The organism is Streptomyces sp. NPDC025638 (assembly GCF_055558775.1).
Genome location: NZ_JBVHLX010000017.1, coordinates 113,853 through 137,624, shown reverse-complemented (window position 1 = coordinate 137,624; position 23,772 = coordinate 113,853). Strand labels below are relative to the sequence as shown.

General features: G+C 68.4%; 29 protein-coding genes. 12 read left to right on the top strand and 17 right to left on the bottom strand.

Translation table 11 applies throughout. The features are described 5' to 3' along the window. Nucleotides 1-15: 15 nt before the first annotated feature. The 15 genes from ACZ4EG_RS36230 to ACZ4EG_RS36160 all read right to left on the bottom strand — a co-directional run bounded on the left by ACZ4EG_RS36230 (nucleotide 16) and on the right by ACZ4EG_RS36160 (nucleotide 11,763). Nucleotides 16-621 carry a hypothetical protein gene (locus ACZ4EG_RS36230; protein WP_453560139.1) on the bottom strand — a complete coding sequence of 202 codons (606 nt, stop codon included), beginning with the start codon at nucleotides 619-621 and terminating at the stop codon, nucleotides 16-18. 8 nt (nucleotides 622-629) lie between these two features. Continuing rightward, nucleotides 630-1,229, bottom strand: coding sequence for a hypothetical protein (locus tag ACZ4EG_RS36225; RefSeq protein WP_467793610.1), 600 nt, complete (start codon nucleotides 1,227-1,229; stop codon nucleotides 630-632). Next, nucleotides 1,226-2,581, bottom strand: a complete 1,356-nt coding sequence (locus tag ACZ4EG_RS36220; protein WP_467793609.1) for a hypothetical protein — start codon at nucleotides 2,579-2,581, stop codon at nucleotides 1,226-1,228. The genes ACZ4EG_RS36225 and ACZ4EG_RS36220 overlap by 4 nt, the downstream gene beginning before the upstream one ends. Further along, entirely contained in the window at nucleotides 2,578-4,005 is a 1,428-nt protein-coding gene (locus tag ACZ4EG_RS36215; protein ID WP_467793608.1) for a putative T7SS-secreted protein, read from the bottom strand. The genes ACZ4EG_RS36220 and ACZ4EG_RS36215 overlap by 4 nt, the downstream gene beginning before the upstream one ends. After that, on the bottom strand, nucleotides 4,002-4,334 hold the full coding sequence (locus ACZ4EG_RS36210) for a hypothetical protein (RefSeq protein ID WP_467793607.1): 333 nt from the start codon (nucleotides 4,332-4,334) through the stop codon (nucleotides 4,002-4,004). The genes ACZ4EG_RS36215 and ACZ4EG_RS36210 overlap by 4 nt, the downstream gene beginning before the upstream one ends. Before the next feature lie 133 nt (nucleotides 4,335-4,467). Further along, a complete protein-coding gene (locus tag ACZ4EG_RS36205; protein ID WP_467793606.1) occupies nucleotides 4,468-5,172 on the bottom strand; it encodes a hypothetical protein in 705 nt (234 codons plus the stop codon). 6 nt (nucleotides 5,173-5,178) lie between these two features. Then, entirely contained in the window at nucleotides 5,179-5,658 is a 480-nt protein-coding gene (locus ACZ4EG_RS36200; protein WP_467793605.1) for a TadE/TadG family type IV pilus assembly protein, read from the bottom strand. After that, on the bottom strand, nucleotides 5,655-6,086 hold the full coding sequence (locus tag ACZ4EG_RS36195) for a TadE/TadG family type IV pilus assembly protein (RefSeq protein ID WP_467793604.1): 432 nt from the start codon (nucleotides 6,084-6,086) through the stop codon (nucleotides 5,655-5,657). The genes ACZ4EG_RS36200 and ACZ4EG_RS36195 overlap by 4 nt, the downstream gene beginning before the upstream one ends. A gap of 51 nt (nucleotides 6,087-6,137) precedes the next feature. Beyond that, nucleotides 6,138-6,602: a TadE family protein gene (locus ACZ4EG_RS36190; protein WP_467793603.1), complete on the bottom strand. Its 465-nt coding sequence runs from the start codon at nucleotides 6,600-6,602 to the stop codon at nucleotides 6,138-6,140. Nucleotides 6,603-6,624: 22 nt separating this feature from the next. Then, a complete protein-coding gene (locus ACZ4EG_RS36185; protein ID WP_363299817.1) occupies nucleotides 6,625-6,876 on the bottom strand; it encodes a hypothetical protein in 252 nt (83 codons plus the stop codon). 43 nt (nucleotides 6,877-6,919) lie between these two features. Continuing rightward, nucleotides 6,920-7,840 (bottom strand): type II secretion system F family protein, encoded by a 921-nt coding sequence (locus ACZ4EG_RS36180; protein WP_467793602.1) that lies wholly within the window; start codon nucleotides 7,838-7,840, stop codon nucleotides 6,920-6,922. Continuing rightward, nucleotides 7,837-8,874, bottom strand: coding sequence for a type II secretion system F family protein (locus ACZ4EG_RS36175; RefSeq protein ID WP_467793601.1), 1,038 nt, complete (start codon nucleotides 8,872-8,874; stop codon nucleotides 7,837-7,839). The genes ACZ4EG_RS36180 and ACZ4EG_RS36175 overlap by 4 nt, the downstream gene beginning before the upstream one ends. Before the next feature lie 5 nt (nucleotides 8,875-8,879). Then, the gene (locus ACZ4EG_RS36170; protein WP_453560113.1) at nucleotides 8,880-10,187 is read right to left on the bottom strand and encodes a CpaF family protein; all 1,308 of its coding nucleotides are present in this window, start codon (nucleotides 10,185-10,187) and stop codon (nucleotides 8,880-8,882) included. Next, nucleotides 10,184-11,023, bottom strand: a complete 840-nt coding sequence (locus tag ACZ4EG_RS36165) for a hypothetical protein (protein WP_453560110.1) — start codon at nucleotides 11,021-11,023, stop codon at nucleotides 10,184-10,186. Before ACZ4EG_RS36165 ends, ACZ4EG_RS36170 begins: the two co-directional genes overlap by 4 nt. 17 nt (nucleotides 11,024-11,040) lie before the next feature. Continuing rightward, nucleotides 11,041-11,763, bottom strand: a complete 723-nt coding sequence (locus tag ACZ4EG_RS36160) for a hypothetical protein (protein ID WP_467793600.1) — start codon at nucleotides 11,761-11,763, stop codon at nucleotides 11,041-11,043. 456 nt (nucleotides 11,764-12,219) lie between these two features. Here ACZ4EG_RS36160 and ACZ4EG_RS36155 point away from each other — a divergent pair, with 456 nt between their 5' ends. The 5 genes from ACZ4EG_RS36155 to ACZ4EG_RS36135 all read left to right on the top strand — a co-directional run bounded on the left by ACZ4EG_RS36155 (nucleotide 12,220) and on the right by ACZ4EG_RS36135 (nucleotide 16,664). Further along, nucleotides 12,220-13,191 (top strand): hypothetical protein, encoded by a 972-nt coding sequence (locus ACZ4EG_RS36155; RefSeq protein ID WP_467793599.1) that lies wholly within the window; start codon nucleotides 12,220-12,222, stop codon nucleotides 13,189-13,191. Between the two features lie 314 nt (nucleotides 13,192-13,505). Continuing rightward, entirely contained in the window at nucleotides 13,506-13,844 is a 339-nt protein-coding gene (locus ACZ4EG_RS36150) for a hypothetical protein (RefSeq protein ID WP_453560103.1), read from the top strand. 7 nt (nucleotides 13,845-13,851) lie between these two features. Beyond that, nucleotides 13,852-15,060, top strand: coding sequence for an enoyl-CoA hydratase/isomerase family protein (locus tag ACZ4EG_RS36145; protein WP_467793598.1), 1,209 nt, complete (start codon nucleotides 13,852-13,854; stop codon nucleotides 15,058-15,060). Nucleotides 15,061-15,068: 8 nt separating this feature from the next. Further along, a complete protein-coding gene (locus ACZ4EG_RS36140) occupies nucleotides 15,069-15,746 on the top strand; it encodes a hypothetical protein (RefSeq protein ID WP_467793597.1) in 678 nt (225 codons plus the stop codon). Between the two features lie 27 nt (nucleotides 15,747-15,773). Then, nucleotides 15,774-16,664 (top strand): hypothetical protein, encoded by an 891-nt coding sequence (locus tag ACZ4EG_RS36135; protein WP_467793596.1) that lies wholly within the window; start codon nucleotides 15,774-15,776, stop codon nucleotides 16,662-16,664. Between the two features lie 9 nt (nucleotides 16,665-16,673). On the opposite strand, the gene ACZ4EG_RS36130 is transcribed toward ACZ4EG_RS36135, so the two are convergent. Further along, a complete protein-coding gene (locus ACZ4EG_RS36130) occupies nucleotides 16,674-17,174 on the bottom strand; it encodes a hypothetical protein (protein WP_467793595.1) in 501 nt (166 codons plus the stop codon). A 466-nt stretch (nucleotides 17,175-17,640) separates the two neighbouring features. On the opposite strand from ACZ4EG_RS36130, the gene ACZ4EG_RS36125 reads away from it, so the two are divergent. From ACZ4EG_RS36125 to ACZ4EG_RS36095, 7 genes are all read left to right on the top strand, one after another. Further along, complete coding sequence (locus tag ACZ4EG_RS36125) at nucleotides 17,641-18,297, top strand: hypothetical protein (RefSeq protein WP_467793594.1); 657 nt, start codon at nucleotides 17,641-17,643, stop codon at nucleotides 18,295-18,297. Next, complete coding sequence (locus ACZ4EG_RS36120) at nucleotides 18,285-19,331, top strand: hypothetical protein (protein ID WP_467793593.1); 1,047 nt, start codon at nucleotides 18,285-18,287, stop codon at nucleotides 19,329-19,331. Before ACZ4EG_RS36125 ends, ACZ4EG_RS36120 begins: the two co-directional genes overlap by 13 nt. A gap of 380 nt (nucleotides 19,332-19,711) precedes the next feature. Continuing rightward, nucleotides 19,712-20,020, top strand: coding sequence for a WXG100 family type VII secretion target (locus ACZ4EG_RS36115; RefSeq protein ID WP_453560084.1), 309 nt, complete (start codon nucleotides 19,712-19,714; stop codon nucleotides 20,018-20,020). Further along, the gene (locus tag ACZ4EG_RS36110; protein ID WP_453560081.1) at nucleotides 20,017-21,369 is read left to right on the top strand and encodes a putative T7SS-secreted protein; all 1,353 of its coding nucleotides are present in this window, start codon (nucleotides 20,017-20,019) and stop codon (nucleotides 21,367-21,369) included. Before ACZ4EG_RS36115 ends, ACZ4EG_RS36110 begins: the two co-directional genes overlap by 4 nt. Before the next feature lie 53 nt (nucleotides 21,370-21,422). After that, nucleotides 21,423-21,806, top strand: a complete 384-nt coding sequence (locus ACZ4EG_RS36105) for a hypothetical protein (RefSeq protein ID WP_467793592.1) — start codon at nucleotides 21,423-21,425, stop codon at nucleotides 21,804-21,806. 7 nt (nucleotides 21,807-21,813) lie between these two features. Then, nucleotides 21,814-22,443, top strand: coding sequence for a hypothetical protein (locus ACZ4EG_RS36100; RefSeq protein WP_467793591.1), 630 nt, complete (start codon nucleotides 21,814-21,816; stop codon nucleotides 22,441-22,443). Further along, entirely contained in the window at nucleotides 22,440-23,030 is a 591-nt protein-coding gene (locus tag ACZ4EG_RS36095; protein WP_467793590.1) for a hypothetical protein, read from the top strand. Before ACZ4EG_RS36100 ends, ACZ4EG_RS36095 begins: the two co-directional genes overlap by 4 nt. Before the next feature lie 238 nt (nucleotides 23,031-23,268). Here ACZ4EG_RS36095 and ACZ4EG_RS36090 read toward each other — a convergent pair whose 3' ends face one another. After that, on the bottom strand, nucleotides 23,269-23,571 hold the full coding sequence (locus ACZ4EG_RS36090) for a WXG100 family type VII secretion target (protein WP_235459416.1): 303 nt from the start codon (nucleotides 23,569-23,571) through the stop codon (nucleotides 23,269-23,271). Between the last annotated feature and the right edge of the window lie 201 nt (nucleotides 23,572-23,772).

The window sequence follows — 23,772 nt, the reverse complement described above, 5'->3', positions numbered from 1 at the left end:
GCCAGTTGCGCGACGTCACACCGTCAACGTCCCCGCGATGTCGTCCCCCATCCGCTCCGCCGGCTCGTCCAGGATCGGTTCCGTCCAGGACAGGGTCAGGGTGATCGCCGTGCGCATGCCCTTCGGGCGGACCCCGTAGAAGAGGGAGCGGATCACCGGACGGGGGCCCAGCAGGCGCTTCTTCTCGCCGATGAAGTTCTGGCGGATGCGGACCGCGTCCCCGAGCGGGAGGCGTACCTCGCGGACGTCCGGGTCGCCGAGGTCCCGTACCGTCATGTGCTCGGTCAGCCAGGACAGGGACACGTCGGGGACCGTGTCGTCGGGGTGGATGGCGTCCAGTTCCATGATGGCGGCCACCGCGTTGTGGCCGCTGACGTACCAGCCGAAGGCCGCGAGGGGTGTGCGGGTGCGGCTGTCGGTCGCCGCGCGCTTCAGGTCCCGGGTCAGGGCGCGGATGTCGGCCTTCTCGCCGTCGCGTGTGTATCGCTCGGCCAGTTCCTGCGCCTGGTACTTGGACCAGTAGTCCAGGTCCATGGCCGATTCGTCGGTGTCGGTGACCGGGAAGGGCACCCAGTCCTCCGAGCACTCCAGACCGAGGTTCGAGAGGTCGTCGTCCGTCATGGGGGTCGTCACTCCGTCCAGGTCAGCGAGGCCGCGATCGCGTCGAAGAGTTCTGCCATCGCGTCCGCGATCGGCTCCAGCGGCGTCGAGAAGGTGAGCAGCAGGAACGCCGCCGTGCCGGGGACGGGGACGTGGTACTCCAGCGAGAGCGAGTTGTGGGCCCGCTGCGGGTCCTCCTCGCCCGGTTGGCGGAGCAGCCTGCGGATCCGGACCGCCTGGCCCGAGGGCAGTTCCTCGATGGTCACCGTTCCCCCGTCCGCCGTGGACAGCGTTTCCGCCAGCGTCTCCAGCGGCAGTGGCGCGGGGTGCCGGAGCGGCGCGAGCGTGACGAGGAGGGAGGCGGGGATGGTGAACGGGCCGATCTCCTGGAGGCTGAGATACAGCTCGATGCCACCCGAGCGGTGTGCCTTCGCGACTCGGCGCCGCAGGTCCTTGCGGAAGTCCTCCTTGAGGTGCGGCGCGTTGTCGATGCCCTGGAACTGGCGCTCCACCAGCGCGTCGACCGCCTTGTCCCGCTGCTCGGGCGGGTCGAGGAGGATCCGGAACCAGCCGTCCGGGAGGAGCAGACGGTAGTCGGCCGGGGGTGCGGTCTCCTGGAGTCCTGTCATGCGGCTTGCTCCGTGAGGGGGCGGTCCGGGGCCGGATCCGCCGGTCGGTCCAGCCGGAAGCGGCTGTGCAGTTGGTGGGCCAGGTAGGGGATCGCCTGGAGTACGGCGCCGAGCGCGCCCAGGGCGATCACGGCCGGGGCCGCGGCGGGGTGCGTGTCCTGCATCCGCATGCCCCATGCGATCGAGAAGTACGAGGCCAGGGCCATGACCGCGGTGGACGAGACACCGGCGACGGTGCCGGCGAAGCGGGACTCGCGCCGTGCGGCCCGCGGGGAGGCGAGCAGCGGGTCGGCACCGAGCGCCGGGTGCTTGGGCCAGGCGGCCTTGCCGCTCAGCTCCCGCTCGGTCGCCCGCAGACCGGCGGCCCCGGCCGCCCTGCGCAGCCGCGCCCACCCATCCGCCCCGGATGTACCGGCCGTACCGCCGAACCATGCGCCCCACGGCAGTACGGCCCGCAACTCCTCCCCCGGCCCACGCAGTTCGGCACCCACCGGCGTACCGGTCCGGTCCCGTACGAGGACGAGGGTCGTCAGGGCGTGCGGGCCGGTCAGCGGCAGCCAGTACTCCTGACCGCCGACATACCGCAGGACGAGATCACGGTCCTGCACCCGCAGTTCGGTGTCCCGCCGGAACCGTACGGTCGCCCCCAGCCCGTCCGCGGGGGCCGGCCGCACTCGCTCCCGTACGACGGGGTCGTACCGCCGAAGGCGCATACGGGTCCGGAGCCGAAGGGCCAGCCGTGCGACCGGGGCCACGAAGGCGGCGACGGCGGAGGGCACCACGAGCCAGGGGGACAGCGAGCCGGAGAAGACGATGACCGTGAACGCGGTGAACCACACGCCCCCGGCCGCCAGCCGCGTCCCCCAGTACCAGGCGGGAAAGTCGCCGCCCCGGGCCAGCCGTGCGCTTCCCCGCCGCCGTTTGCCCTTCGCCACCCTCGGGTCGTCCGCGCTCCTCACCACGTGCAGCGGGATGCCCGCCGCCTTGCAAAGCGCCGACACTCCGGTGCGGCTGAGCAGTTGGTCCCCCTGCACGGACCGCTTCGGCAGCGCGGGCGACTCGGGGAGCCAGTCCTCGATGTCGAACCAGCCCCTCAACGCACCGCTGTCGTCCTGGAGTTGGACCTCGCCCCAGGAGCCGGTGACCGGCGGACCCATGCGCTCCCGGTCCGCTCCGGGCACGTCGACGAAGACGGCACGGGTGATGCCGCCGGCGCCGGCCGGGAGCCGCAGCGAGCGTCGCCGTGTGTGCAGCACGAGATCGGTGCCGTCCAGGTGGAGACGGGAGGTGTGGCACAGTTCGAGGCCGGGTCCTCGCCCGGCCGCCGGTCTGAGAGCGGGCTCGGGAATCATCCCGTGACCCTGTCGTAGAGGGACGTCACCGTGCCGTAGGCGCCCTCGGCGCCGGCCGTGACGCCCGCGAACGTCGAGCCCGCCCAGACGTTGGTGTGCGCACTGAAGTTGCTCAGCGCCCCGCTGACCTCGGGCAGCTTCAGCGCGGCCGGAGCGATGCCGTCGAGGTTCGCGGCGGTCCGGGCCAGTTCGGGGTCCAGGGTGCCCAGCGAGCGGGGCGCGGCCATCCCCTTCAGCCCCTCGCTCCAGCCCTGCTTGGAGAAGGCGCTGCCGATCGACTTCACGCCGTCGACGGTGTCCCGGTACATGGAGACCGGGCTGAAGCCCTCCTTCAGGTTGCCCCAGGTGGGGAACCTCCCCTTCGGCATGGTGCGCATCGCCTCCGCCGCGGCCTTCCCCCGGATCGCGCCCTGGGCCCCGCGGTTGGCCAGGTTCCAGGCCTTGTTCGACTTCATGCCGGAGGCGACGGCATTGCGGAACAGGCCGCTGCGCGCGAACGCCTTGCCGCCCGCGGCCGCGCCCCTGGCTCCCGACATCGCCGCCCGGCCGATACCGAAGGTCGCGACGCCCACGGCGTCCAGGATGACCGACTTCCAGCTTCCCTCCCCGCCCAGGGCGAGCACCAGGTCGGTGGCGAGGGCGACGACGCTGGCGAGCAGGGCGACCGCGTTGGCGACGGCGGCGATGGCCTGTCCGATGACGGGGATCCAGCCGAGCGCCAAAGCGGCGACGCCCGCCCACAGGGCGATGCGCCCGGCCCACTTGGAGATCTGCGTCAGCCAACCCGCGTTCTCATGGACCCAGTTCTTGAACTTGTCCGTCCAGCCGTCCTTGAGCCCGTCGCCCTCGATGACGTCGTGTATGGCGTCGGCGGCCAGCTCGGCGGCGCGGTCGCGGACCCCCTTGGCGGCTTCGAGGGCGTCCTTCGCGGCCGACAGCGCCGAGGAGGCGTGCTCCTTCTGCTTCGTGAACTTCTTGCTGTCCGGGTCGTCCTCGGGCGTGCCATGGGGCTGACCGTCCAGGGAGCGCTGGGCGGAGGAGAGGTCGTCGTGGGCGGTCTCGGCGTCGTGCAGCGCCTTGTCCGCCATCTGCTGTGCGCGGTGCAGTTCCGAGGCGTACTCGTTGCTGCACACCCCGTCCCGGACCTGGGTGCCGAGGGCGTCGGCCGCCTCGTCGTACCGCTTGAACGCCCTGCGCAGCTTGTCGCCCGCGCCGTCGGCGGAGCTGCGGAACTCGGTGGCCGTCTTGCCCTTCCAGTTCTCCACCGACGCCAGCGCCTTGATCTCGCGGGCCTCCTTCTCGATGGCCTCGGCGGTCCTGCGCAACTGGCGGCCGAGCGCGGCTACTTCCTCAGGGTCGCCGGGCACCGGATCGGACGCCTCGCCGAGCACGGCCCAGCGGTCGGCGGCGGGGCGGGCGCTCACTTCTTCGCCCCCTTCGTCCCCTTCGCCTGCTTGCCGTCCTTGTCGGCCTTCCTGAGGGCCTCGGCGAGTTCGTGGTCGAGCTTTTCGTACGAGTCCGCGGCGGTCTTGGTGATCCCGGCGAGCTTCTCCAGCTCCTCGGTGAGTTTGCCGCGGTGGATCTTCCAGTTGCTGCCGAACTTCTCGAAGGCGTCCAGTACCCTCTGCGAGCCGATCTCCCCGACGCCGTACCCCTCGGCGGGGTTGGCCCGATCCGCGAAGGTGTCGCGGATGCCCGCCAGCGCCCTGGAACACTCCCTGATCCGGTCGATGTCCGCCTGCTGATCACTCACGCGTACGCTCCCCCTCCCGCACCACGGCCCCCGGCGCGCACACCGGGCACAGACCGGCCAGCCTGCCCCTGACGGGTAAGGGCGCGAGGCCTCAAGGTATGAAGATGGTAAGAATCGATGGACGGGTCAGGGTTCATGCCTCCCGCAGGACGGCCAGGGCGAACGCCAGCCGCCGGTCGAGCCAACTGGCGTGCGGGCGATACACCTTGCCGTCCTCAAGGTGTTCGCACGTCAGGACCACGGGCTGTTCGTCGCCCTCCGCGCGCCAGGTCACCGGACGGGACCGGTGCGAGCCCGTGCGGGCGTCGCCGTCCGCCCCCAGGCTGAAGACGGAGTCGACCACGCTGCCCACCACCGCGCCGCCGCCGCGGACCACGCTCTCCTTGCCTCGCGTCGCGATCTCCTTCGCGCTGCCCCTCGCCCAGTGGTAGCGGGCCACGACGTCCGGGTGACCGGGCTGCTGGAGCCACCAGCCGTGCTCGACGGTGCGCCTTGCGGGCGCAGTCCGGTGGACGAGGCCCAGTTCCGCACCCCCGGCATCGGCCACCCGGTAGCGGGCACCCGCCTTCTCCGGCGTGAGCGTGCAGACCGGTTCCGTCGGCCGTGTGGCGTCGTACAGCTCGTACGAGGGAGTCTCGCTCCCGGTGCCGGAGACGAGCACCGACGGGGCGTGGTACCGGACACCGTCGTGCGTCGACGGCACCCGTATCGCCCGTGGCCCGGTCAGCGGCTTACGGGTCAGCGTGCCGGGCCGCAGCACCTCGCCCACCGTGAAACTGCCCGCCCGGTCCCAGGGGACGGGCGGGACCTCCGGCTCGCTCTTCCGGCGCCCGGACACGCCGGCTCAGCCGACCTCGTTGCGGGCCACGGACCGGCCGTGCACGGCCACGTTCCCGCCGTAGAACATGCCGGTGAACACCGGCTCGTACGTCAACTGCACCTCGACCTCCACCTCCTGGGCGTCGGCCGCCACACAGTGGGTCGCGGCGATGTCGGCGCCGGACATGTCCATCTCGCGGGCGAACGCCTTCACCCGGGCATCGCAGTTCTGGAAGTTGATCGGCGCGGCGCCGCCCTGGTTGTCGTACAGGGCCTCCTTGTCGATGTCCTGGGCGGCGTAACGGGCGGCCTGTTCCGCGATGTCGGCGGCCCGTTCGCGCTTGGAGATCGAGAGACCGCCGTCGATGACGAAGGCGGACAGGGAGAGGAAGACCAGCGCGAAGATGATCACCGCGCCGGCGCCGGAGCCCCGGTCGTCCAGCCGGGCACGACGGGTGGACCACCAGGTCCGACAGGTCCGCCAGGTCCGTTCGAGATCCGTCACGCCGACCTCCGGTACGGGTCCAGCGACGAGGAGAAACTGGCGGACAGGTGCGTGGGCACGTTCAGGCCCAGCATCGCCAGACCGCGCACCTCGCAGCTCACCTCGACCGTGAAGAACGGGTCCACGTCCGGGTCGAAGCCCGCGCTCTTCTGCACGACGGACACCGGTCCGGAGCAGACGTCCGCGAGGTCCGCCTCGGCGGCCTTGCGGGCCTCCGCCATCGCCGTGCCGTGGTCCTTCTGAATCGAGCCCGCGCGGGCCGCGTCACGCGCGGCGCCGTCCAGCGCGCCCCGGCCGTCGACCAGTTGGCCGAAGGCCACCAGGACCAGGATGAACATGATCATCACCGGGGCGAGAATCACGACCTCGACGGTCGACAGGCCCCGGTCCCGGCCGTCCTCCGTGATACTCCCGTGCACGGACGTCATACGACTCCACACGGACGTCATACGACCGCGCACGAAGGCGAAGCAGCCCATCTAGTTCGCCCCCTGGTCCTTCACGAACCGCTCCACCGGCCCCGACGACTGCGCGTGCACCGTCAGGTCGAGCCCCGGGAACACCGTCGGCACCCGCGCCGAGATCTCCACGCCCACCGTGTTCTGCTCCGGCTGGAGCATCGTCACGTCCGGCGACAGCACCAATTGCGGGCCCAGCTGGCGGATGTAGTCGTCGATCACGCCCCGCGCCTCGCCCCGCCACGCGCCCGGCTGGTCGTGGGCCGTGGCACGGGCCTTGCGGGCGCCCGCCTGGGCCGCCGCCTGGGCCACATGGTCGGCGAAGAAGTACAGGGCGAACTGGACCGTCGCGAAGATCATGAAGAAGAGGACGGGAGTGAGCAGCACGAACTCGATCGCGGTCATGCCGGACTCACCGGCCTCGCCGCGCGCGGCCCGCGCGCGGCTGCGCGCCCATCTGCCCACGCCCACAAACAACCCCGTCATCCCCGTCGTGTCCAACCCGCGATCAGCAGGTCTTGCTCGCGCTCGCGCCCTTGATGCAGTCGCCGACCTTGTTGGCACCGTCGCTCAGCGCGGCGTTGATGATCGCTGCCACCACGCCGACGATCGCCACGACGACCGCGGAGATGATGACCCACTCCACCGCGGAGGCGCCGCGGTCCAGTTCGCCGGAGCGTGCGCGCTGCATCCGGCCCTGCAGGAAGGTGACCAGGAAGTCCACGGCCGGGATCCCCGTACCGAAGTTCCGTCCGTTCATGATGAGTTGTCCTCTCGAAACGATTCGCGGTTGTGGATGGGGCTCAGACCTGGAACACCCGCATCGCCGCCGGGAAGATCAGGAACACCAGGAAGCCGGCGCACAGCAGCAGCTGGGCCACCAGCATCGACTGCGACTTCTCGCCCGCGCTGCCCTCGATCTCGGACAGCTCGCGGTGACGCATGGTCTCGGCACGGGAGGCGAGCGACTCGCGGACCTTGGCGCCGTCGTCAGCGACGAGGGCCAGGGAGGCCGACAGGTCCTTCAGCTCCTCGACGCCCAGCTCCTCGCCCAGCGCGCCGAGCGCCTGCCACTGGCTGATGCCGGTGATCCGGGCGTCGGCGAGGGCGTTGCGGATGCGCTGGGTCGCCCAGCCGTCGGAGACCTCGGCGGCGGCCATCAGGGCCTCGGGCAGACCGCGGCCGCCCGCCAGGCTCATCGACACCAGGTCCAGATACGCCCCGATCACCCGCCGCAGGTCACGCCGCTTCTCGGCCGCGTCGCGCCGTACCTCCAGATCGGGCAGGAAGAAGAAGAGCCCCCCGCACAACAGGGCCAGCCAGACCGGGACGACCGGGCTGGAGCCGAAGCCCAGCGTCCAGACCACGGCGAACAGGAACGGCCCGAAGAACAGTCCCGCCGTGGCCAGCAGCACCTTCGTCGCCAGGAACTTCTCCCAGCTGCGGTCCAGGACCGCCAGGTCCGCGCGCAGCGAGCGCTGCTCCCAGCCCTGCTGGAGGTAGAAGTCGGCGACACGGTCACCGATTTCGGCCCTGAGCGAGCCGAGGCGTCCCTTGTCCTTCGTCTGCCGTGCGGACTCGTACGCGGCTCCGCGGGCCCGCATCGCGTCGATCCGGGCGACCTGGGCGACCGCGCTGCGCTTGGCCGGCATGAGGGCGCGGATGAGGGCATAGACGCCCAGTCCGAGGACCACGCCGACGACGATCGGCATCGTGAGGTTCACCGGCGTATCCCTTCCTCCGGCTGTGACGGCTGTGACGACTGGGACGGTTGCGCCGGCTGAGTCGGTTGCAGGGGCTGCTGCTGAACGGGCGTGCGCGGCCGTACGAACTGCACCGCCGACTCGTCCCGCACCAGGAACCGCTCCGGGGTCTCGATGGTCGACAGCTTGCGCAGCCACCAGAAGCCGAGCGAGAACAGGGCGCAGACGACGGCGAGGACGAGTTGGCCGACCGCCGTCCCGTACGGCTTCACGAAGTCGCGGTTGAAGACGGCGAGGCCGAGGACGAACGCGACCGACACGGCGACGACGATCTGCACCGAGCGCCGGGTGGAGGCCCGCTGGGCCATCACGCGCTGACGCATGTCGACTTCCTCGCGCGCCGACTTGGCCAGCGCGCCGAGGACTTGGCGCAGACCGGGGCCGCGCAGGCGCGCGTTGAGGATCAGGGCCGCCACGATGATGTCCGCGGACGCGTCGTTGATCTCGTCGGCGAGGTGCTGGAGCGCGTCGGGCAGCGGGGTGCGGGCGCGCAGCCTGTCGACGAGGGCGTCGAGGTGCGGGCGGAGGATGGGGGCGGAGGCGCGGGCGGAGGCCGGGATGGCCTGCTCCAGGCCGACGGCGCCCGCGATGGTGTCGCGCAGGGACTCCGTCCAGGAGGCGAGGGCCTCCACGCGGCGCATGGCGGCCCGTTCCTCGGCGGCGCCGCCGAACAGGCGGTCCCAGAAGAAGACGAGGACACCGGCCGCGATGCCGGCCACCGCCCAGCGGGTGAGCAGCAGTACGGCGAGCCCGATGAGGGCGGCGAGCGAGCCGCGCTGACCGGCGAACCGGATGAGCTCGGCGGCCCGTTCGTTGGCCTTCTGCTTCTCGTGCTCGGGCTTGGCGGGCAGTCCGCGTACGGCGATCATCAGCAGCGCGAGCCCGCCGCCGACGGCGATTCCGCTGCCGATCGAGTACAGGACCTCGGTGGAGAAGAGGCCGCCCAGGGAGCCGAGCGAGCCGAGAGCCTCGTAGGCGGGCGCTGAGTACGTCATCCCGGTCACCCCCACGCCCCGTGCGGCTGGTAGCCGTAGGCCATCAGGTCCTCCAGGCAGGCTATGGGCGCGTGCGGTACGACCCGTCCGTCGGGGGCCTCCGCGAACACCTCGCTGGACAGCACACGTCCGTCGACGCCGTTGACCTCGCGGACGGAGGTCACCATGCGCTGGAGGCGGCCGCCCGTCTGGTAGTTGTTGCGCCGCTGGATGAAGACGACGAAGTTGACCGCGCCCGCGATCAGCATCTGGCTGGCCTCGATGGGCAGCCGCTCGGAGGCCTGCAACGCGTATGTGGAAATACGGTTGAAGACCTCGCTGGAGCTGTTGGCGTGGATCGTGGACAGCGAGCCGTCGTTGCCCTGCGACATCGCGTTGAGCATGGTCACGATCTCGTCGCCCAGAACCTCACCGACGATGACGCGGGACGGGTTCATACGCAGGGAACGGCGGACCAGTTCGGCCATGGCGATGGCGCCCTGGCCCTCGGAGTTGGGCAGCCGTTCCTCGAAGGCGACGACGTTCGGGTGCAGGTCGTTAAAGGTGTCGAGGCCGAGCTCCAGCGCCCGCTCGACGGTGATCAGGCGCTCGTGCGGCGGGATCTCGTTGGCGAGGGCGCGCAGCAGCGTCGTCTTGCCGGCGTTGGTGGCGCCCGCGATCATGATGTTCTTGCGGGCGCGGACCGCGCAGGCCATGAAGTGCGCGACCTCGGGCGTCAGCGTCCCGTTGCCGACGAGGTCGGAGATGAAGACCTTACCCATGCGCGCGCGACGGATGGACAGCGCGGGGCGCCGGGCCACGTCCATGACGGCCGAGAGCCGGGAGCCGTCGGGCAGCCGCAGGTCGAGCTGGGGGTTGGCGGAGTCGAAGGGACGCGACGAGAGACCCGAGTAGGCGCCGAGTACCTGGATGAGCTCGATCAGCTCCTCGTCGGTCTCGGCGACCGGGTCCCCCTTCACCTCCCGCCCGTCGGAGTATCCGACGAAGACCTGGTCGCAGCCGTTGATGTCGATGTTCTCGACGTCGGGGTTGTCCAGCAGGGGCTGGAGCCGGCCCACTCCGAAGAGCGCGGCGTGGACGGCGGCCGCGTACTGCTCCTCGGTCTCCGCGTCGAGAGGGGTACGGCCCGCGTTGATCTCGGTGCGGGCGTACTCCTCCAGGATCTGGGCGATGACCGCGCGGGCGTACTGCCGCTCGTCCTCGGCGGACATCGGCGCGACGCCGCCCACCTGGTCGAGGCGGCGCTGCTCGGCGATGCGGTCGCCGGCCTCCTGCCGGAACCGCTTGACCAACTGGTGGTCGACAGCGGTCATCGGCCGGCTCCCGCGTGGCCCTGCTGAGCGGGTACGGCCCAGGCGGCGCCGTACTGCTGATGGAGGTCCGCGGTGACCTTGCGGGCCGAGCGGATGAGCAGGGACTTGTCGAGACGGCCGCGCTTGCGGCCGGCCAACTGGTCGGCGCCGGTGAGGTCGTCGGCGATGGTGCCGACGACCCGGGCGCCCGTCTGGGCGTGCACCAGCATGTCGTTGACCTGGTTGACAAGCTTGGCGGAGCTGCTCGGGTCGGCGATCAGGACGACGCCGATGAGCGGGGTGGCCAGAGCCGCGGCACCGCGGGGACCGCCGTGCAGCTTGGTGGAGAGGGCGGCGGCCCGGTCCCGGACCCGAGCGAGGGCCTCGGGCTCGGTGCGCGAGACGAGCAGCACGAGGGCGGCGTGCGGGAACAGTTCGACGGCCGGGGTGTCCCCGCTGATCCGCCCGCAGTCGGCGATGACGTCGGCGGGCGCGTTCGGGGAGTCGGCGAGGGAGGCGAAGGCATGGCCGAGGGTGGGCCAGAGCCCGGCGAGCCCGGTGGCCTGCTCGGCGATGCCGAGCCCGACGAGCACTTCGAGACCGCCGCTCAACGGCTGTACGTGGTCCCACAACTGATCGGGAACCAGTCCGCGCCGGGCGGTCGCGGCTATGGACAGCATGCCGGTGTTCGGGTTGAGCGGCCCGCCGTGCGCGGCGGCGCTGCGGTAGACCAGGTCGCCGCCCGCCGGGTCGGTCTCGGCGAGCAGGACGCGACGCGGCCAGACCGCCGCGAGGGCGACGGCCGCGGTGGTGACGCCGGGGGAACCCTTGTCGGCGGCGATTGCAATGAGCGCCATGGGGTGGGTGCCGCCTTCTAGTTGCCGTTGCCGGGAACGTGCACGATGGCCACGGCGCCGGCGGACGCGGCACGCGCGACGGCGGCGGCGTCGGTCCGGTCGACGAGCAGGGTGACCGAGAGGTTGCCGGTGCTCACGGTGGCGTCGCTGTTGTTGGCGACCTTCTCGACCTTGGCGGTGTCGACGATGGCACCGCCGCCGGAGGTGGTGGAGCCCGCGCCGGAGCCGGTCTTGTCGGAACTGGAGCTGCTGGTGTCGACGTTGTAGACGGCCACGACGTCACCGGACTTGATGTCGGCCGGGTACTGGCCCTCCTTGAGGGCGACACCCACGGCGGCCTTGCCGGCGGGCAGGGAGCTGCCCTCGGCGAACATCTGCCCCATGACAACCGTGTCCGGGTAGATCGTGGACTTGGCCTTGAGGGTCTTGAGGGTGGCCAGCTGGGACCACTTGACGTAGTTGATGCTGTCGTCGGCGGCGACCATCACGGAGGTCACGTTGTCACCGACGGACTCCCCGGCCTCGATCTGCTTCGTCACCTTGACGACCTCGATCCGGTCACCGGCGCGCAGCACGAGCGTGGTCGCACCGAGCGCACCGAGCAGGATCAACAGGACGGCCAGAGCGGCAAGTGCCGGTTTACGCTCGCGAGGCGGAGTGGGAAGCCGGTCACCGACCGACGGCTGAGCCGGAGCGGCGGAACGACCGGCGCCCGCCCCCGTACGCTCTTGGATCTTCACGCAACCGCTCCCCGTACACCCAAGAAAATGTCTGCCAAGTTTCCTGTAAAAGCGGACACTTCACCCCCGAACGCCCGCACATGAGAACACGGGACACACTGGACGCACCGCCCGACCTGGCCGGATACCCAGCACTGGGGTGAGTGTCAAGCGATCGCACCGTATCAGTCGTGCATACGCCCCTCAAGGCGCGTTCGGACTCCTTGACCTCACAACGATCGCCGTTACCCTCTGCAACTGAGCGTGCATATAGGCCGGTTGGGCAACGGTCCCTGGTGGAGCGCCGGTCTGTGCGGCCGCGAAGCCGGTACCGCCTCCGGAGCCGGGGGTCGCCGGCCCCTTCCTCACAGGGCGCACATGATGCCCGCACGATTCGCTCACGCGGGCTTGAACCACCCATGCCATGATCTTTACTCGCGGCTGGCGAGACGCAGCACTTGGGGAGCGGCAAGAACGATGACGAGCGCACCGACACCGGCCGGGCTCCTCCCCCTCAACAGCACGACGCTCGCCTCCGACCCGCGGGTGCTGACGGCGGCCCGGGAACTGGGCGCGCGCCACGGGGTCGACTACACGGACGACGCGGCAGTGACCGCGCTGCTTGCCGAGCGTCGCCGCGCCATGGAGTCAGCCCAGCGCGGCCCGCTCGCCTGGCTGGGCGGCCTGGCCCTGACGGCCGGCGCGCTCCTCCCCTTCCTCTCCTCCGCACTGCCCGACCGGGCGGCGGAGGGGGCTCTTCTCGTCTCGGGCCCTCTCCTGTTGATCGCCGTGGCGGCGTTCGCCCAGGTCCGAATCCGCTGGAAGCGGGAACTGACCCATCCGGCGCTTGCCGGCTACCGCGAGGTGCTGGGCGTGGCGCGGGCCCATGGGCTGGCGCCGGCCTATGTGCCGGCGTGGCTGGAGGGACGGAGGCAGGACGGGTCCGGTAAGGGGGCGGCACCCATCCCTTCGTACGAGGCGGTTGAGCCGTACCAGCTTCAACCGAATCAGCCGTACGAGCGGGTGCGGAAGACGGAGGAGATTCCACCGACCGAGGAAGAGGCCACACAGCCGCACCCTCCCGTGGACGAGCCGTCCGCCCCCACGCCGCCGCCCATCCCCATCAAGCCCCCGGCGGTCATCTCGTACGAGATGTTCGCCGACCAGGGCGGCTGGCACGACGAGGCCAGTTGCCTGCTGCTCCTGGTCGGCGGGGCGGGTGCGCTCTGGGCGGCAACCTCGGACGCTCCGATCGGCTACGGCGCCCTTGCCCTGGTCCCGGTCGCCGTGCTGGTCTGGCTGGCCGGAGCACGCGAGTTCAACGAGAAGGAACGCCTCAAGGCCGAGGCGCTGGCGTACGTCGAGGAGATCGCGGCGGCACAGGCGGCCGGGGCGCAGGTACCCGAACTGTCCCCCGCGCTGAAGAAGTTGCTGGACGAGCGGTCCTGATAAGCGTCGTTCTCGACAAGCGTCGTTCGCGACAAGAAATCACGAAAGCATCCCGCGCCGGCCAAGAGCGCGCAAAGACAGCACCAGTGGCCTCCCAAGCAACACCCAACCCTTGCCCTCGCCCTTCCATCACTGCGTATTGGCCGTCTTAAGATCGCAGCGGCGACCCCTCCTCCCGGGCCCTGTGCATCCGCCTTCCGTGCGACAGGCAAAACCTTCGCTCACGTGACGCCATAACGCGATGAAGCAACCGAGCGACCCGCCCCGGGGACACGCCCCCACGCATCCGCCGAGCAGCCGGAAACGGAACGCACGTGAGTGATCTACGAATCGAAGACACGATCTTCGAGGACCTCAAAAGGACGTTCTCGACGATCTCCGACCGCATGGACACCGCCCGGCGCACCCTGCGCCACACGGACGGCTCGGTCGTCGGCGCCCCCAAACTCGTGGACGAGGTGCACGACTTCGCCGACGACTGGGGCTACGGCATCAAGCAGCTGGGCAAGCACACCCAGAACGCGGTCAAGATGATCAACAAGATCGGCTCGACCTTCGACAAGCTGGACCTGGAACTGGCCGAGTCCCTCAGGTCGGCGAGAGCCTCGAAGTCCGGCAGGCCGGGCAAGTCCGGCGCGGCGAAAGGGCACTGAGCGAACCATGGGACGCCCTTCCTTCCCCCACATAGGCTGGGACCCGACCCCCGGTGACGTGGAGCAGACCCGCGAGCTGGCGAAGAAGCTCGGCGGCCTGGCGGGCGAACTGGGCACGGCCGTACAGGAACTGGAGCGGATCGAGTGCGGCGCCTGGAAGGGCAAGACCGCCGTCGCCTTCAGCGAGCACATCTCGACCGATGTCACGCCCCTCATCAAGAAGAGCTACGAGTCCTTCCACAAGGCCTCCCGCGCCCTGCACCGCTGGGCCGGTGAACTGGCCGGCTTCCAGGACGAGGCCGACCGGCTGGAGAAGGAGGCCGGCGACAAACTCGACGCCAAGGCGAAGGCCCAGGCCAAGGCCGACGAGAAGGGCGACGGCAAGGGCAGCGACGACCTCGCCAAGGCCTCGGGCCAGGTGGACGCTGTCATCAGCAAGGTCCACGACCTCGAAGACCGCTACAGGAAGGCCGCCGGCCATGCCGGGAAGGACCTCGACAAGGCGGGGGACATCGCGCCGGACGAGCCCGGATTCTGGGACAAGCTGGGGCATGGGATCGCGGATGCGTGGGATGCGACCGGTGACTGGTTCAAGGAGCACGCCGACCTCATCAAGACCGTCGGCGACCTCCTGAGCCTGGCGAGCGGCATCCTGGGCATGCTGGCCATCATCACCGCCCCCTTCGAACCGCTGGGCGCGATCTTCGCCGCCGGCGCGATGATCACGAGCGGCGCGGCGCTGCTGACGCACCTGGTGGCCAAAGCGGCCGGGGCGGATGTCGGCTGGACGGAGATCACCTTCGACGCGCTCGGCGTCCTCCCGGGGGTGAAGGGCCTCACCGGCAGCGCCGAACTGGCCAAGGGCGCCAACGCGGTCGCTCGGGCCGCGGAACTCGGCGAGGGGTATCGAGGGGTGACCGGCATCGGTAAGACGTTCGTGCTCTTCGGCCCGCTCAAGGCCGCTCCCATGGTGAAACTGGGCGAAGGAGGCAGCAGGCTGACCCTGGCGGTGGAGAGCGGTCTCCAGAACTTCCGCAAGGGACAGTTGCTCGGCACCCAGGGCATCAACGCCGTCGCCTCGAAGCTGCCGTTCGTCAAGAGCGCCGAAGCCATCGCGCCGATGGGCAGGGCGGGCCGGGCCCTCGACGCCGCGCTCAAGGGCGGCCTCGACGCCTTCAAGGTGCACACCATCGCGACGGGCGACTTCGGGGGCTGATGCAAAACATGTCCAGCACCGAAACGTCGCGGGTCCTGACCGTACAGAGCGCCTCTTTGCCGCCCATGTCCTTCCGTCTGCCGCACGGCATCCACGCCATCGAGGTGTCGCTGGACGCGCAGGAGCGCGCCGAGGCCGCACGGCGTCTGGTCCAGGACATCTACCCCCGCGGCGAAGAGCCGTTGTGGGGCACCATGGGCACCCTGTACAGCGCCGTGGCGGACGAGATGCTGTCGGACGGGGTCGCCTTTTTCGGCATCGGCCTGTACGAGATCGAGGGCGGCGGAGGTGTCGCCCACTGTTCGCTCACCATTGCGGTCTACGAGACGGGGGACACCGACCCCGACATCGTCGCCCAGGGAGTCAGGGCCGCGCTGCTGGGTGATCCGCTGTGCGAGGTGTCATGGCTGGACCTGCCGTGCGGTCCCGCGGTCTCGGCGATCACGTTCCGCAGGCTTCTGGTGGACGGTGCGTACACGAAGTCCGGGGCGGACACGGAGTTGGTCATGGGCCAGATCCAGGTTCACATCCCGTTCCCGACGGGCCCGTACACCGCGGTCGTCACCCTCGACACCGCGTCCGTGGAACAGTGGGACGAGTTCTCGCATGCCATCGCGGGGATCGTGGGCTCGGTGGAGTTCCCCTCGGACCCCGACACCGGTGCCCCGCCCGGCCGGCCGGAATGAATCCCCCCATGGAGAAATGACGTACTGATGGACTGGTATCCCAGCGCGGACGAAGACCTGTTGCTCCGGACCTCGGTGAGGTTCGCGACCGGCCTGTCGGCCGCGGTCGCGGGATCCCGGTGGTTCCGGGACCCCGAGCGCCATGACATCCAGGGCGAACTCTCCGGGTGGCCCCCGGGCCCGTCGTACACCCTCCACACCACCGGCGACCGCGCCGTACGACGCACGGGCCGTGCACTGGCGTTCGGGATCCCTTTCCTGGCAAACCTCGTGGCGAACATCGGAGGAGCCGCGGGCACCCCCTTCGGCAGCGTGCCCGCCACCGGCAAGCCGGAGGAACGCGACAACGAGGTCGACGACTTCCCCGTCATGTGGGCCGCGGAGGGCACCCTCGCCCGCACCGTCCCCTGGCAGCTCGACCCCGCCCGCCGCCCCGAGGGCTACACCACCGACCTCGTCCTCACCAGCCGCCGTCTGCTGTTCCTGGGCACCCGGACCGGCACGCTGGAAAAGGCCGACGTGCTCGCCGAATTCGGTCGGGACTCCATCGCCGGGGCGCGGCAGATGACGTACAGCGAGGTCGAGGCGGACGTACGCCTGACCTTCACCGACGAGTCCTGGGTCCGCCTGTTCGCCGGCAACCCGGACGGCGCGAAGCGCCTGGCCCAGCTTCTGTCCGGCGCCGTCCGCACCATCCCCGAGAGCGAACTCTCCCCCGGCCAGCGCCACCGCGTGTCCCGCTTCATGGCCGAACTCCCGGCCGCCGCCCAGCCTCCGACCTTCACCCGCCTCCCGAGCGGAATTGTCCTGGTCGAGGCCCGAGTCCCGTCGAAGGCGGACAAGGACGCGCACGACACCCACGCGATCCTGATGGGCCGGGACGGAGAGGCGGCGAGGGCGCGGCCGGGCGACCTGTAACGTGTTGCGTCATCCGTTGTACTCCCCGTCCCAGCGGCTCTGTCGCAGCGCACCCCAGGTGCCCATGAACACGGCAAGAGCCATCAGGGTTACGAGGAACTCTCCGTAGGACGTCCCGCCCGGCCTCTCCGTCGGACTCGCGACACCCTTGGGGTCGTACCGGACATGCAGAACGTCGCCTTCAGACACCCCTGCCCCACAGCCGTCGCTCTCCGACAGCAGAGGAGATGCCTTCCGCGTCTCCCGCCCCTCACGGATCCGCAGCGTGCAGCGGTCGGTCCTGCCTTTCCTCTTGTGCACGACCAAGGCATCGGTCCACTTGCCGCGATCCGCCAAAGCGGCCTGCTTGCCAGCCTGCGTACCAATCACGCCCAGCATCACTCCCGCAATCACGGCTGCGACGAGTTGCCACGCCGGCTTCCGTTTGCGATGCGGGATCCGACGCAGGGCCAGCAATGGAACCAAAGCAGTCGCGAGGGACAGGACAATGCAGGAGGCGAGGAGCGCCACCCCTCGGAAAGGAGCCGGCAGAGGCACCACGGGAGCAAGCCAGGCCAGGCCCGCTGAGCCGACGGCGCACGCCAGACTGAAGAGCAGCCATCCGACCAGCCGCGTCCGCCACCACGGCCCCTGGTCGCATCTCACGACAGCGGACTCGGGCGCGCTCCGACTCACCCCACCATCCCCCGTTCGGCGCCGCCATTACCATCACTTTACCCATCGCTTGCGACTATCGGCGTCGCATCCGATAACTCCCGCGAACTCCGCGACGATTCAGCCCAGCCCCGCGTTTTGCGCAACCGCCTCGGTCGACACACCCCACGTGGACACGATCAGGACACGACTGCAAGGGGGTTTGATCCGATAAGCGGTGCAATCACCCATACCCTGAAGGCAGTACAGCCTGGCGAAACCACGAACCCCACGGATACCGTCAGTGTTCTTGACAACCTTCATGTCTCACGGGGAGCCCACTGTGAAGCGCCGTTCTTTGCCCGTTGCTCTCGCGCTCGTCGCGTCAGCGACCCTCCTACTGACCGCGTGCGGTGGCAACGACGACAGCTCGAAGGGCAACGACAAGATCGCCGGGGCCGACACCGGCGACACCAAGACGTCGGCCGCGCCGAGCACGAACGCCTCCGGCTCGGCAGCACGTCCGAAGGTCACGTTGCCCAGCGACGTCACCAACACCTTCGAGAGCTGGAAGACCGGCGACGCCACGAAGGACGCCGTTCTGACGGACGCCTCGCAGCGCATCAACGCGCTGGACTACGCCATCACCCAGGGCAATGCGGACGAGCCGGTGCTGGGCTTCTACTACAAGGGAGACGCCCTCGTCGGCGCCGCCCAGTGGGTCAAGGGCTTCGTGGACGCGAAGAAGTCCATGACGGGCGCGACCCGTTACTTCGATCCCAGGGTCGACGTGTACTCCAAGAGCAAGGCGACGCTCACCTATTGCTCATTCGAGGGCAAGGCGTACCTCAAGGACCGGAAGACCGGAAAGGCCGAGATCACTCCGGTCACCAGCAAGTCGTACCTGCTCTACACCACCCGCCTGGAAAAAAGCGCCAAGGGCGTGTGGCAGACTGCCGTGCTGCACTCCGAGAGGGGGAACGCCACGTGCACATCGTGACCTCCCGGCGCTACCGACTGATCGCGGCCAGCATCGCCGTCAGCTGTGTCCTCCTGGCCTCGCCCGCGTACGCCGACGTCGACCCGGGCGGCGGCAACGAGGGGGGCGGCACGAAGCAGGAGGGCACGCGAAGCGGCCACACGCTCGAGTCCCGGATCACGTTCAGCGGGACGACCAAGGTCAACGGCAAGACCTCGGGATCCCTCGCCCCCGTCGGGAACTGGACCCCACCCGCCTGCTGGTACGAGCCCTACTCCGCCGACGAGTTCGCGAAGGCCACCGAAGACGGCTACGACCTCGTCGCCAACGATCCCGATCAACCCAGTTACGCCAAGAACGCCGTCGCCCAGTTCCGCGACTACTACAAAGACGGTGAGTACAAGGACTACAACAAGGACAAGGCAGGCGAGGGTAGTTGGTGGGTGGCCACCCGGGACCCCGACCGCTGGCTTACCGAAGAGGCACAGAAGTGCGACAGGCAACCCTTCTGGGTCAAGAACGGTAACCCCCCGAATGTGCAGAACGCGGTCACGCCGGAAGTCCTCGCCGAGTTGGCGTACAACCGGGTCAAGGTCCCGGACACCGAGGTCAGTCTGGCTCCCGCGAACGTCACCAAGGTCAACCTCGCCACCTGGGCATGGCTCGACAAGGCCGAGTTCAAACCCGTCTCCGTCACCGCCCGACTCAACGCGGCGGGCGTCAACATCCAGGCGACCACCACCGCCAAGCCTGTCTCCCTGAAGCTCGAACCTGGCACGTCGGACGCCGAGATCTTCCCTGCCTCCGGCGAGTGCGCGATCAACGACGACGGTTCGATCGGCGAGCCCTACGCCAAGGGCAAGGCCGACCAGGACCCGCCCTGCGGCATCAGGTACCTGCGCTCCTCCGGTGACGGCACCTTCAAGATGAAGGCCACGATCACCTGGCAGATCAACTGGACGGGAACCGGCGGCGCCGGTGGGGATCTGCCCGACGGGACCTTCGGGGCCACGCAGGCGGTCACCGTGCAAGAGATTCAAGCGGTCAACCGGTAGCGACAACGGATCAAGAGCGAATCACCCTCGGGGCCTGACAAGCCCTGACATCCGAGCGGGGCTTACCCGGCCGTTGCCCTACGAGCGGCAGCGGCCGGGAACGCAGAACACGGACGGCACCAAGCCCTCAAGGTGAAGCTCAGTCTGACGCGACGCACCTCGACGCCCTCACAAAGACCTCACACCCGTTTCGCCCCGATTGGCGCGTCAATCTCCCGTCTTACGAGACCAGTTCCGCCTGGCAGAACCAGGGAGCCCACCGCTAACGTCAATGGCCTTGACGGAACTTTTGTCCCACGGGGAGTCGATCATGATGCGCTCTTTGCCTGCTGTTGCCGCCTGCCGCCCAGGCCGGGCACTGGAAGGTTGAGCGCCCCGCCATGGCAGACGACTCGGACCTGATCGTCAACGTTGATCTACTCGTCGAGACTGAATCCCGACTCAAGGGCATCCAGAAGGAGCTCAAGAGCCTCAACCAGCAGAAAGACGACATGCGCCCCCACTGGGGTAGCGGGGAAATCGCCGACAGGATGGACGATTTCGTGGACAACTGGGACGACTACCGGACCAAGATGCTGGAGAGCATCAAAACGGTCGGAGAACTGGTCAAGTCCACCATCGATGGCTTCACGGGCTTGGATGCCCAGCTCGCGGATGAGCTGCGGAAGGCGAGGAAGAACAAGAAGTGAGCGCAACATCCAAGCCACGTCCCCGTGATTGGCATCCGCTCGCCGATTCCGACCCTGTGCCGGGCGATCCGGAGGAGATCCGCGATGAGGTGAAGCACATGATCTCGGTCGCGGAGAACCTCCGAGCACAGGCCAAGTTGCTTCGCGGAATCAAGAGCGACAACGAACTCAAAGGGAAGTACGCCGGCAAGCTGCGCGACGAGTCGGAAGTCCTGGAAAAGCACCTGCGCGAAGTCGCCGAGCGCTACGAACACGTCCATGGCCACCTCACCAACTGGGCAAATGAGCTTGAGGACTTTCAGTCCGATGCGGACAGGGTGCTGGCCAACGCCAAGAAGGAGCAGGAGGAGCTGGAGGCCGATAAGGCCAAGAAGAAGTCCGGCGACAGCAGCAGCCCGCATCCTTCAGAAAGCGGGACGGAAGGCGACCCCCTGCGGAAGTTTCGCGAACAGCTGGATCGCATTACGGGAGACCGTGATGACCGCGCAGCTCACTATGCGCGCAAGATCGGGGAACAGCTGGGTGATGTCATCAAGGACAGCACATGGGACAACTTCAAGGGCTGGTTCCACGATCACGCGAAGGTGATCAAGATCGTCCTTGACGCCGCGGGCTGGGTGGCGACCATCGCGGGCATCATCGCCATCTGGATTCCCGTACTGAACTTGATCGTTCTGGGCATTGCCATCGCGACCATCCTGACGCGATCCATGCTGGTTGCGTCAGGCGATGCATCATGGACAGACCTGGCCTTCGATGTCGGCGGGCTACTTCTGATGGGGGTTGGCCGCGGTGGTCTCGCCGCGCTGAAGGGCGCCAACAGGGTTACGAGCACCGCTGCCCAGACCACCCGAACGGCGGGGCTCAAAGCGGGTCTCAGGTCGCACAAGGGGATGCTGAACGATCTGAGCAAAGCCATGGCCGGGGCCCAGGACGACGTATCCCGGAAATTCTTCTCGGATCTGCGGAACTACACCCTGAAGAAGATCTCCAGGGACACTGGCCTGGTCGCCAAGGGGCCAACACAGGTATCCACCATGTCCAAGTGGCTGCACTTGGGTGACGACGAGGCGGCAGGGCTGTTCGGCCAGCTCCGCGCGAACAAGGGCGCCTTCCCGGGCGCCGTGACCGGCGGGGCCTCCGGGCTCGGACACGCAGGTTACGCGGCGTCGATGGCCGCCGCATACGGGGGCATGGGAGTCGACGTCGCCGACAAGGCGCTCAGCCAGAGCGATTTCATCGGCTGGCTGGACGAGGAACACCTGGTTCCCGGAGACAAGCCGTACAACGAGGGTTACAACGACTGGAAGGGCAGCGGCTGGATGCCCGCCCCGGATACTCACTGGTGAACACGAGCGCATAAGTCGGGAGTACCGAGGAATGCGGCAGAAAAGCAGGAGAAATGTCTGAGTCTCTCAAAGAGCAGTTGGGTAGCGGCGCAAACTTCAGGGTGCGTATCACCATCATCACCGCTCTGGTGTCCGTCGTCCCGTTGATCGCGATCTCACTCGCGATTTCCAACTCTGGTCGTCATGTGCTGTTCTGGATCTATTGGGCTCTCCTGTCCGGCTGCCTGCTCCATCTGTTGTGGGTCTTGGTAAAGAACCCCACTCCCAGCAAGCGTCCGCCGCTGCTGACGCGTGACCTCGCCATGGGGTGGGCCATTCTCCTGCCCAGTCTGATCAGTTCCTTCTGGCCGGGAATCGTTGGAGCTCCTCTGTTCACCGTGTTGGTTGGCGCGACCTGGGTCGCAGAAAAGGTGCGGAACCGCAGTGTCACTTCCTGAGAGTTCGATGGCATCCATCCGTGTGCCCACAGGATTCAATGTGGTGCCGCCACCAGGATGGGATGCCGTTCCCCTCCAGAGCGGGACGAATGAGGCGATCCAAAAGATCGTGAGGAAGGCTGTTTCTCAGCTCCCTCCCGGGTTCCCGAAGGACGACATCCCCAAGGCTCGGATTCAGCTCACCAAAGAACTGAAGGAAACCGTCCGGCAGGCACGGAAATCCCACGGCCTGACGCTCTATCTCCCCGTCGAGCGTATCCACGGAGTGATTATCCCGGCTTCATTCGTAGCCTCAGAACCGATCGGGACGCCCGTGGGGACACCGACGGTGAACGTCGATCACGAGGCCGTGCTGGCAGAACTCGCACGTGACGCCGAGGACGCGTCGACTCGAGAACTCGACGGAACGACAGCGCTGCGTACCCTCCAAAAGCATCCCGCCGCTCCGGACAAGGGCGTCGAGGTACCGTCCTGGTGGGTGCAGTACGTCGTGCCGATTCCGCATAGTCAACCCGCCCAGTGGCTGACGTTCTCGTTCAGCACGTTGATCGCCGCCGACATGGACATCGAGTTCACAGAGACCCTGGTCGAGCTGTTCGACGCCGTGATGACCACCTTCCGCTGGAGCTACACATGATGATCGTCGAAACCGACTCCGATCCGGCACTTTGGTTTCACATGCCGCTGAACGGCACCAAGTCGGAGTTCGCGCAGTGGCTGGACTTGCAACTCGAGGCAAGTGAACTGCTGCACCAGCGCAGGCTGACGTGGCGCGAGAAGCGCCAGATGAAGAAGTTTCTGGAAGGCTCAGCGGCGATGCTGCGCAACCGGGTCGAAGCCGACCAGGCTTTCCTGTTCGGTCCAATGCCACCTCAGGCCGCGCCGCTGGTTCTCTTCACCAAGCAGTTCGCCTGCGATGAGGAGCACAGCGCCCTGCACTTGAGCATGCTGGCGGAGCCCGATCCCACAACGGCCGCCGGCAGCGAGCGTGTCGAGACCGTCCCCTTCGTCTCGCCCCATTTCGGCGAGGGTTTGCGCTGTCTACGGAGTTGGACGGCCCCGGACGGCGGCCTGATGCTCTCCGTCTCCTACGCCTGGAACGACCGGACGCGCGACATCGATCTACTCCTCAAGGGTCACTACGACGATCCTGCCCTTCTCGAAGCATCCTTCGACGCCATCGATGACTTCGCCCGGAGCCTTCGGCTCAGCGACGCGGTATGAATGGCCGGAGCCGCCTGAGACATAGCCTTCGCTCGGAATACACTTCCCGGGCGCGTTCCACGCGGCAAATCAGCGGCGCACCGCGCTTCGCCGAGAGCGCACCCACCGCATGCTGCGATCCCGGACCCTTCTCGTACCCGGAACCTCGCCAGGTTGTCCTGCCACGACTCTCGCCCACAAATGCCGGTGCGGCGAGCTCAAGAGCCCGCCGCACCGTCAAACATCCCCGAGCCAGGCCCTACTTGCTCTTGGCCGCCTTAGCCAGCTCGTCATCGATCTGCTCGAACTTGTCGGCCGCGTTCGTGAGGTAGTCCCCCATGCCGTCCAGGCCGTCGAGCGTGTCCTTCGTGCCGCGGACGAACTCGTCGAAGTTCTCGTCGAACGCCTTCGACGAACTCTTCGTGACGTAGCCGGACTCGACCAGGTTGGCGATGTACTTGCGGAGGCCGTCGAGCTTCTCGTGGAGCTTTTCCTTCTCCTTCACGACATGCTTGGCTGCGTCACGCATGTCCTGGTATGTGACATCAAGGTCCTTGGCCATGAAGCCGCTCCCTCTTCAAAACGCCGCAGGGCCAACCCCCGTGGCTCCCTGTTCGCGGACGCGACAAGTGGGTCGCATGGTTCCACCGGTGTGATCGTCCGCTCTTGCGGCAGCAGCTTACGGCCGTTGCATGTGTCGTTGCCATCGGGAACCGTTACAGGTCTCCCCGTTGCCCCGTGGCAACAGGGAGCGGATATCGTC

Bases quoted from the DNA above. Each gene is read 5' to 3' on its own strand.
- ACZ4EG_RS36230 (WP_453560139.1), bottom strand. From the start codon at position 621: ATGACGGACGACGACCTCTCGAACCTCGGTCTGGAGTGCTCGGAGGAC.
- ACZ4EG_RS36225 (WP_467793610.1), bottom strand. From the start codon at position 1,229: ATGACAGGACTCCAGGAGACCGCACCCCCGGCCGACTACCGTCTGCTC.
- ACZ4EG_RS36220 (WP_467793609.1), bottom strand. From the start codon at position 2,581: ATGATTCCCGAGCCCGCTCTCAGACCGGCGGCCGGGCGAGGACCCGGC.
- ACZ4EG_RS36195 (WP_467793604.1), bottom strand. From the start codon at position 6,086: ATGACGTCCGTGCACGGGAGTATCACGGAGGACGGCCGGGACCGGGGC.
- ACZ4EG_RS36190 (WP_467793603.1), bottom strand. From the start codon at position 6,602: ATGACGGGGTTGTTTGTGGGCGTGGGCAGATGGGCGCGCAGCCGCGCG.
- ACZ4EG_RS36185 (WP_363299817.1), bottom strand. From the start codon at position 6,876: ATGAACGGACGGAACTTCGGTACGGGGATCCCGGCCGTGGACTTCCTG.
- ACZ4EG_RS36175 (WP_467793601.1), bottom strand. From the start codon at position 8,874: ATGACGTACTCAGCGCCCGCCTACGAGGCTCTCGGCTCGCTCGGCTCC.
- ACZ4EG_RS36170 (WP_453560113.1), bottom strand. From the start codon at position 10,187: ATGACCGCTGTCGACCACCAGTTGGTCAAGCGGTTCCGGCAGGAGGCC.
- ACZ4EG_RS36165 (WP_453560110.1), bottom strand. From the start codon at position 11,023: ATGGCGCTCATTGCAATCGCCGCCGACAAGGGTTCCCCCGGCGTCACC.
- ACZ4EG_RS36155 (WP_467793599.1), top strand. From the start codon at position 12,220: ATGACGAGCGCACCGACACCGGCCGGGCTCCTCCCCCTCAACAGCACG.
- ACZ4EG_RS36145 (WP_467793598.1), top strand. From the start codon at position 13,852: ATGGGACGCCCTTCCTTCCCCCACATAGGCTGGGACCCGACCCCCGGT.
- ACZ4EG_RS36140 (WP_467793597.1), top strand. From the start codon at position 15,069: ATGTCCAGCACCGAAACGTCGCGGGTCCTGACCGTACAGAGCGCCTCT.
- ACZ4EG_RS36135 (WP_467793596.1), top strand. From the start codon at position 15,774: ATGGACTGGTATCCCAGCGCGGACGAAGACCTGTTGCTCCGGACCTCG.
- ACZ4EG_RS36115 (WP_453560084.1), top strand. From the start codon at position 19,712: ATGGCAGACGACTCGGACCTGATCGTCAACGTTGATCTACTCGTCGAG.
- ACZ4EG_RS36105 (WP_467793592.1), top strand. From the start codon at position 21,423: ATGTCTGAGTCTCTCAAAGAGCAGTTGGGTAGCGGCGCAAACTTCAGG.
- ACZ4EG_RS36100 (WP_467793591.1), top strand. From the start codon at position 21,814: ATGGCATCCATCCGTGTGCCCACAGGATTCAATGTGGTGCCGCCACCA.
- ACZ4EG_RS36095 (WP_467793590.1), top strand. From the start codon at position 22,440: ATGATGATCGTCGAAACCGACTCCGATCCGGCACTTTGGTTTCACATG.
- ACZ4EG_RS36090 (WP_235459416.1), bottom strand. From the start codon at position 23,571: ATGGCCAAGGACCTTGATGTCACATACCAGGACATGCGTGACGCAGCC.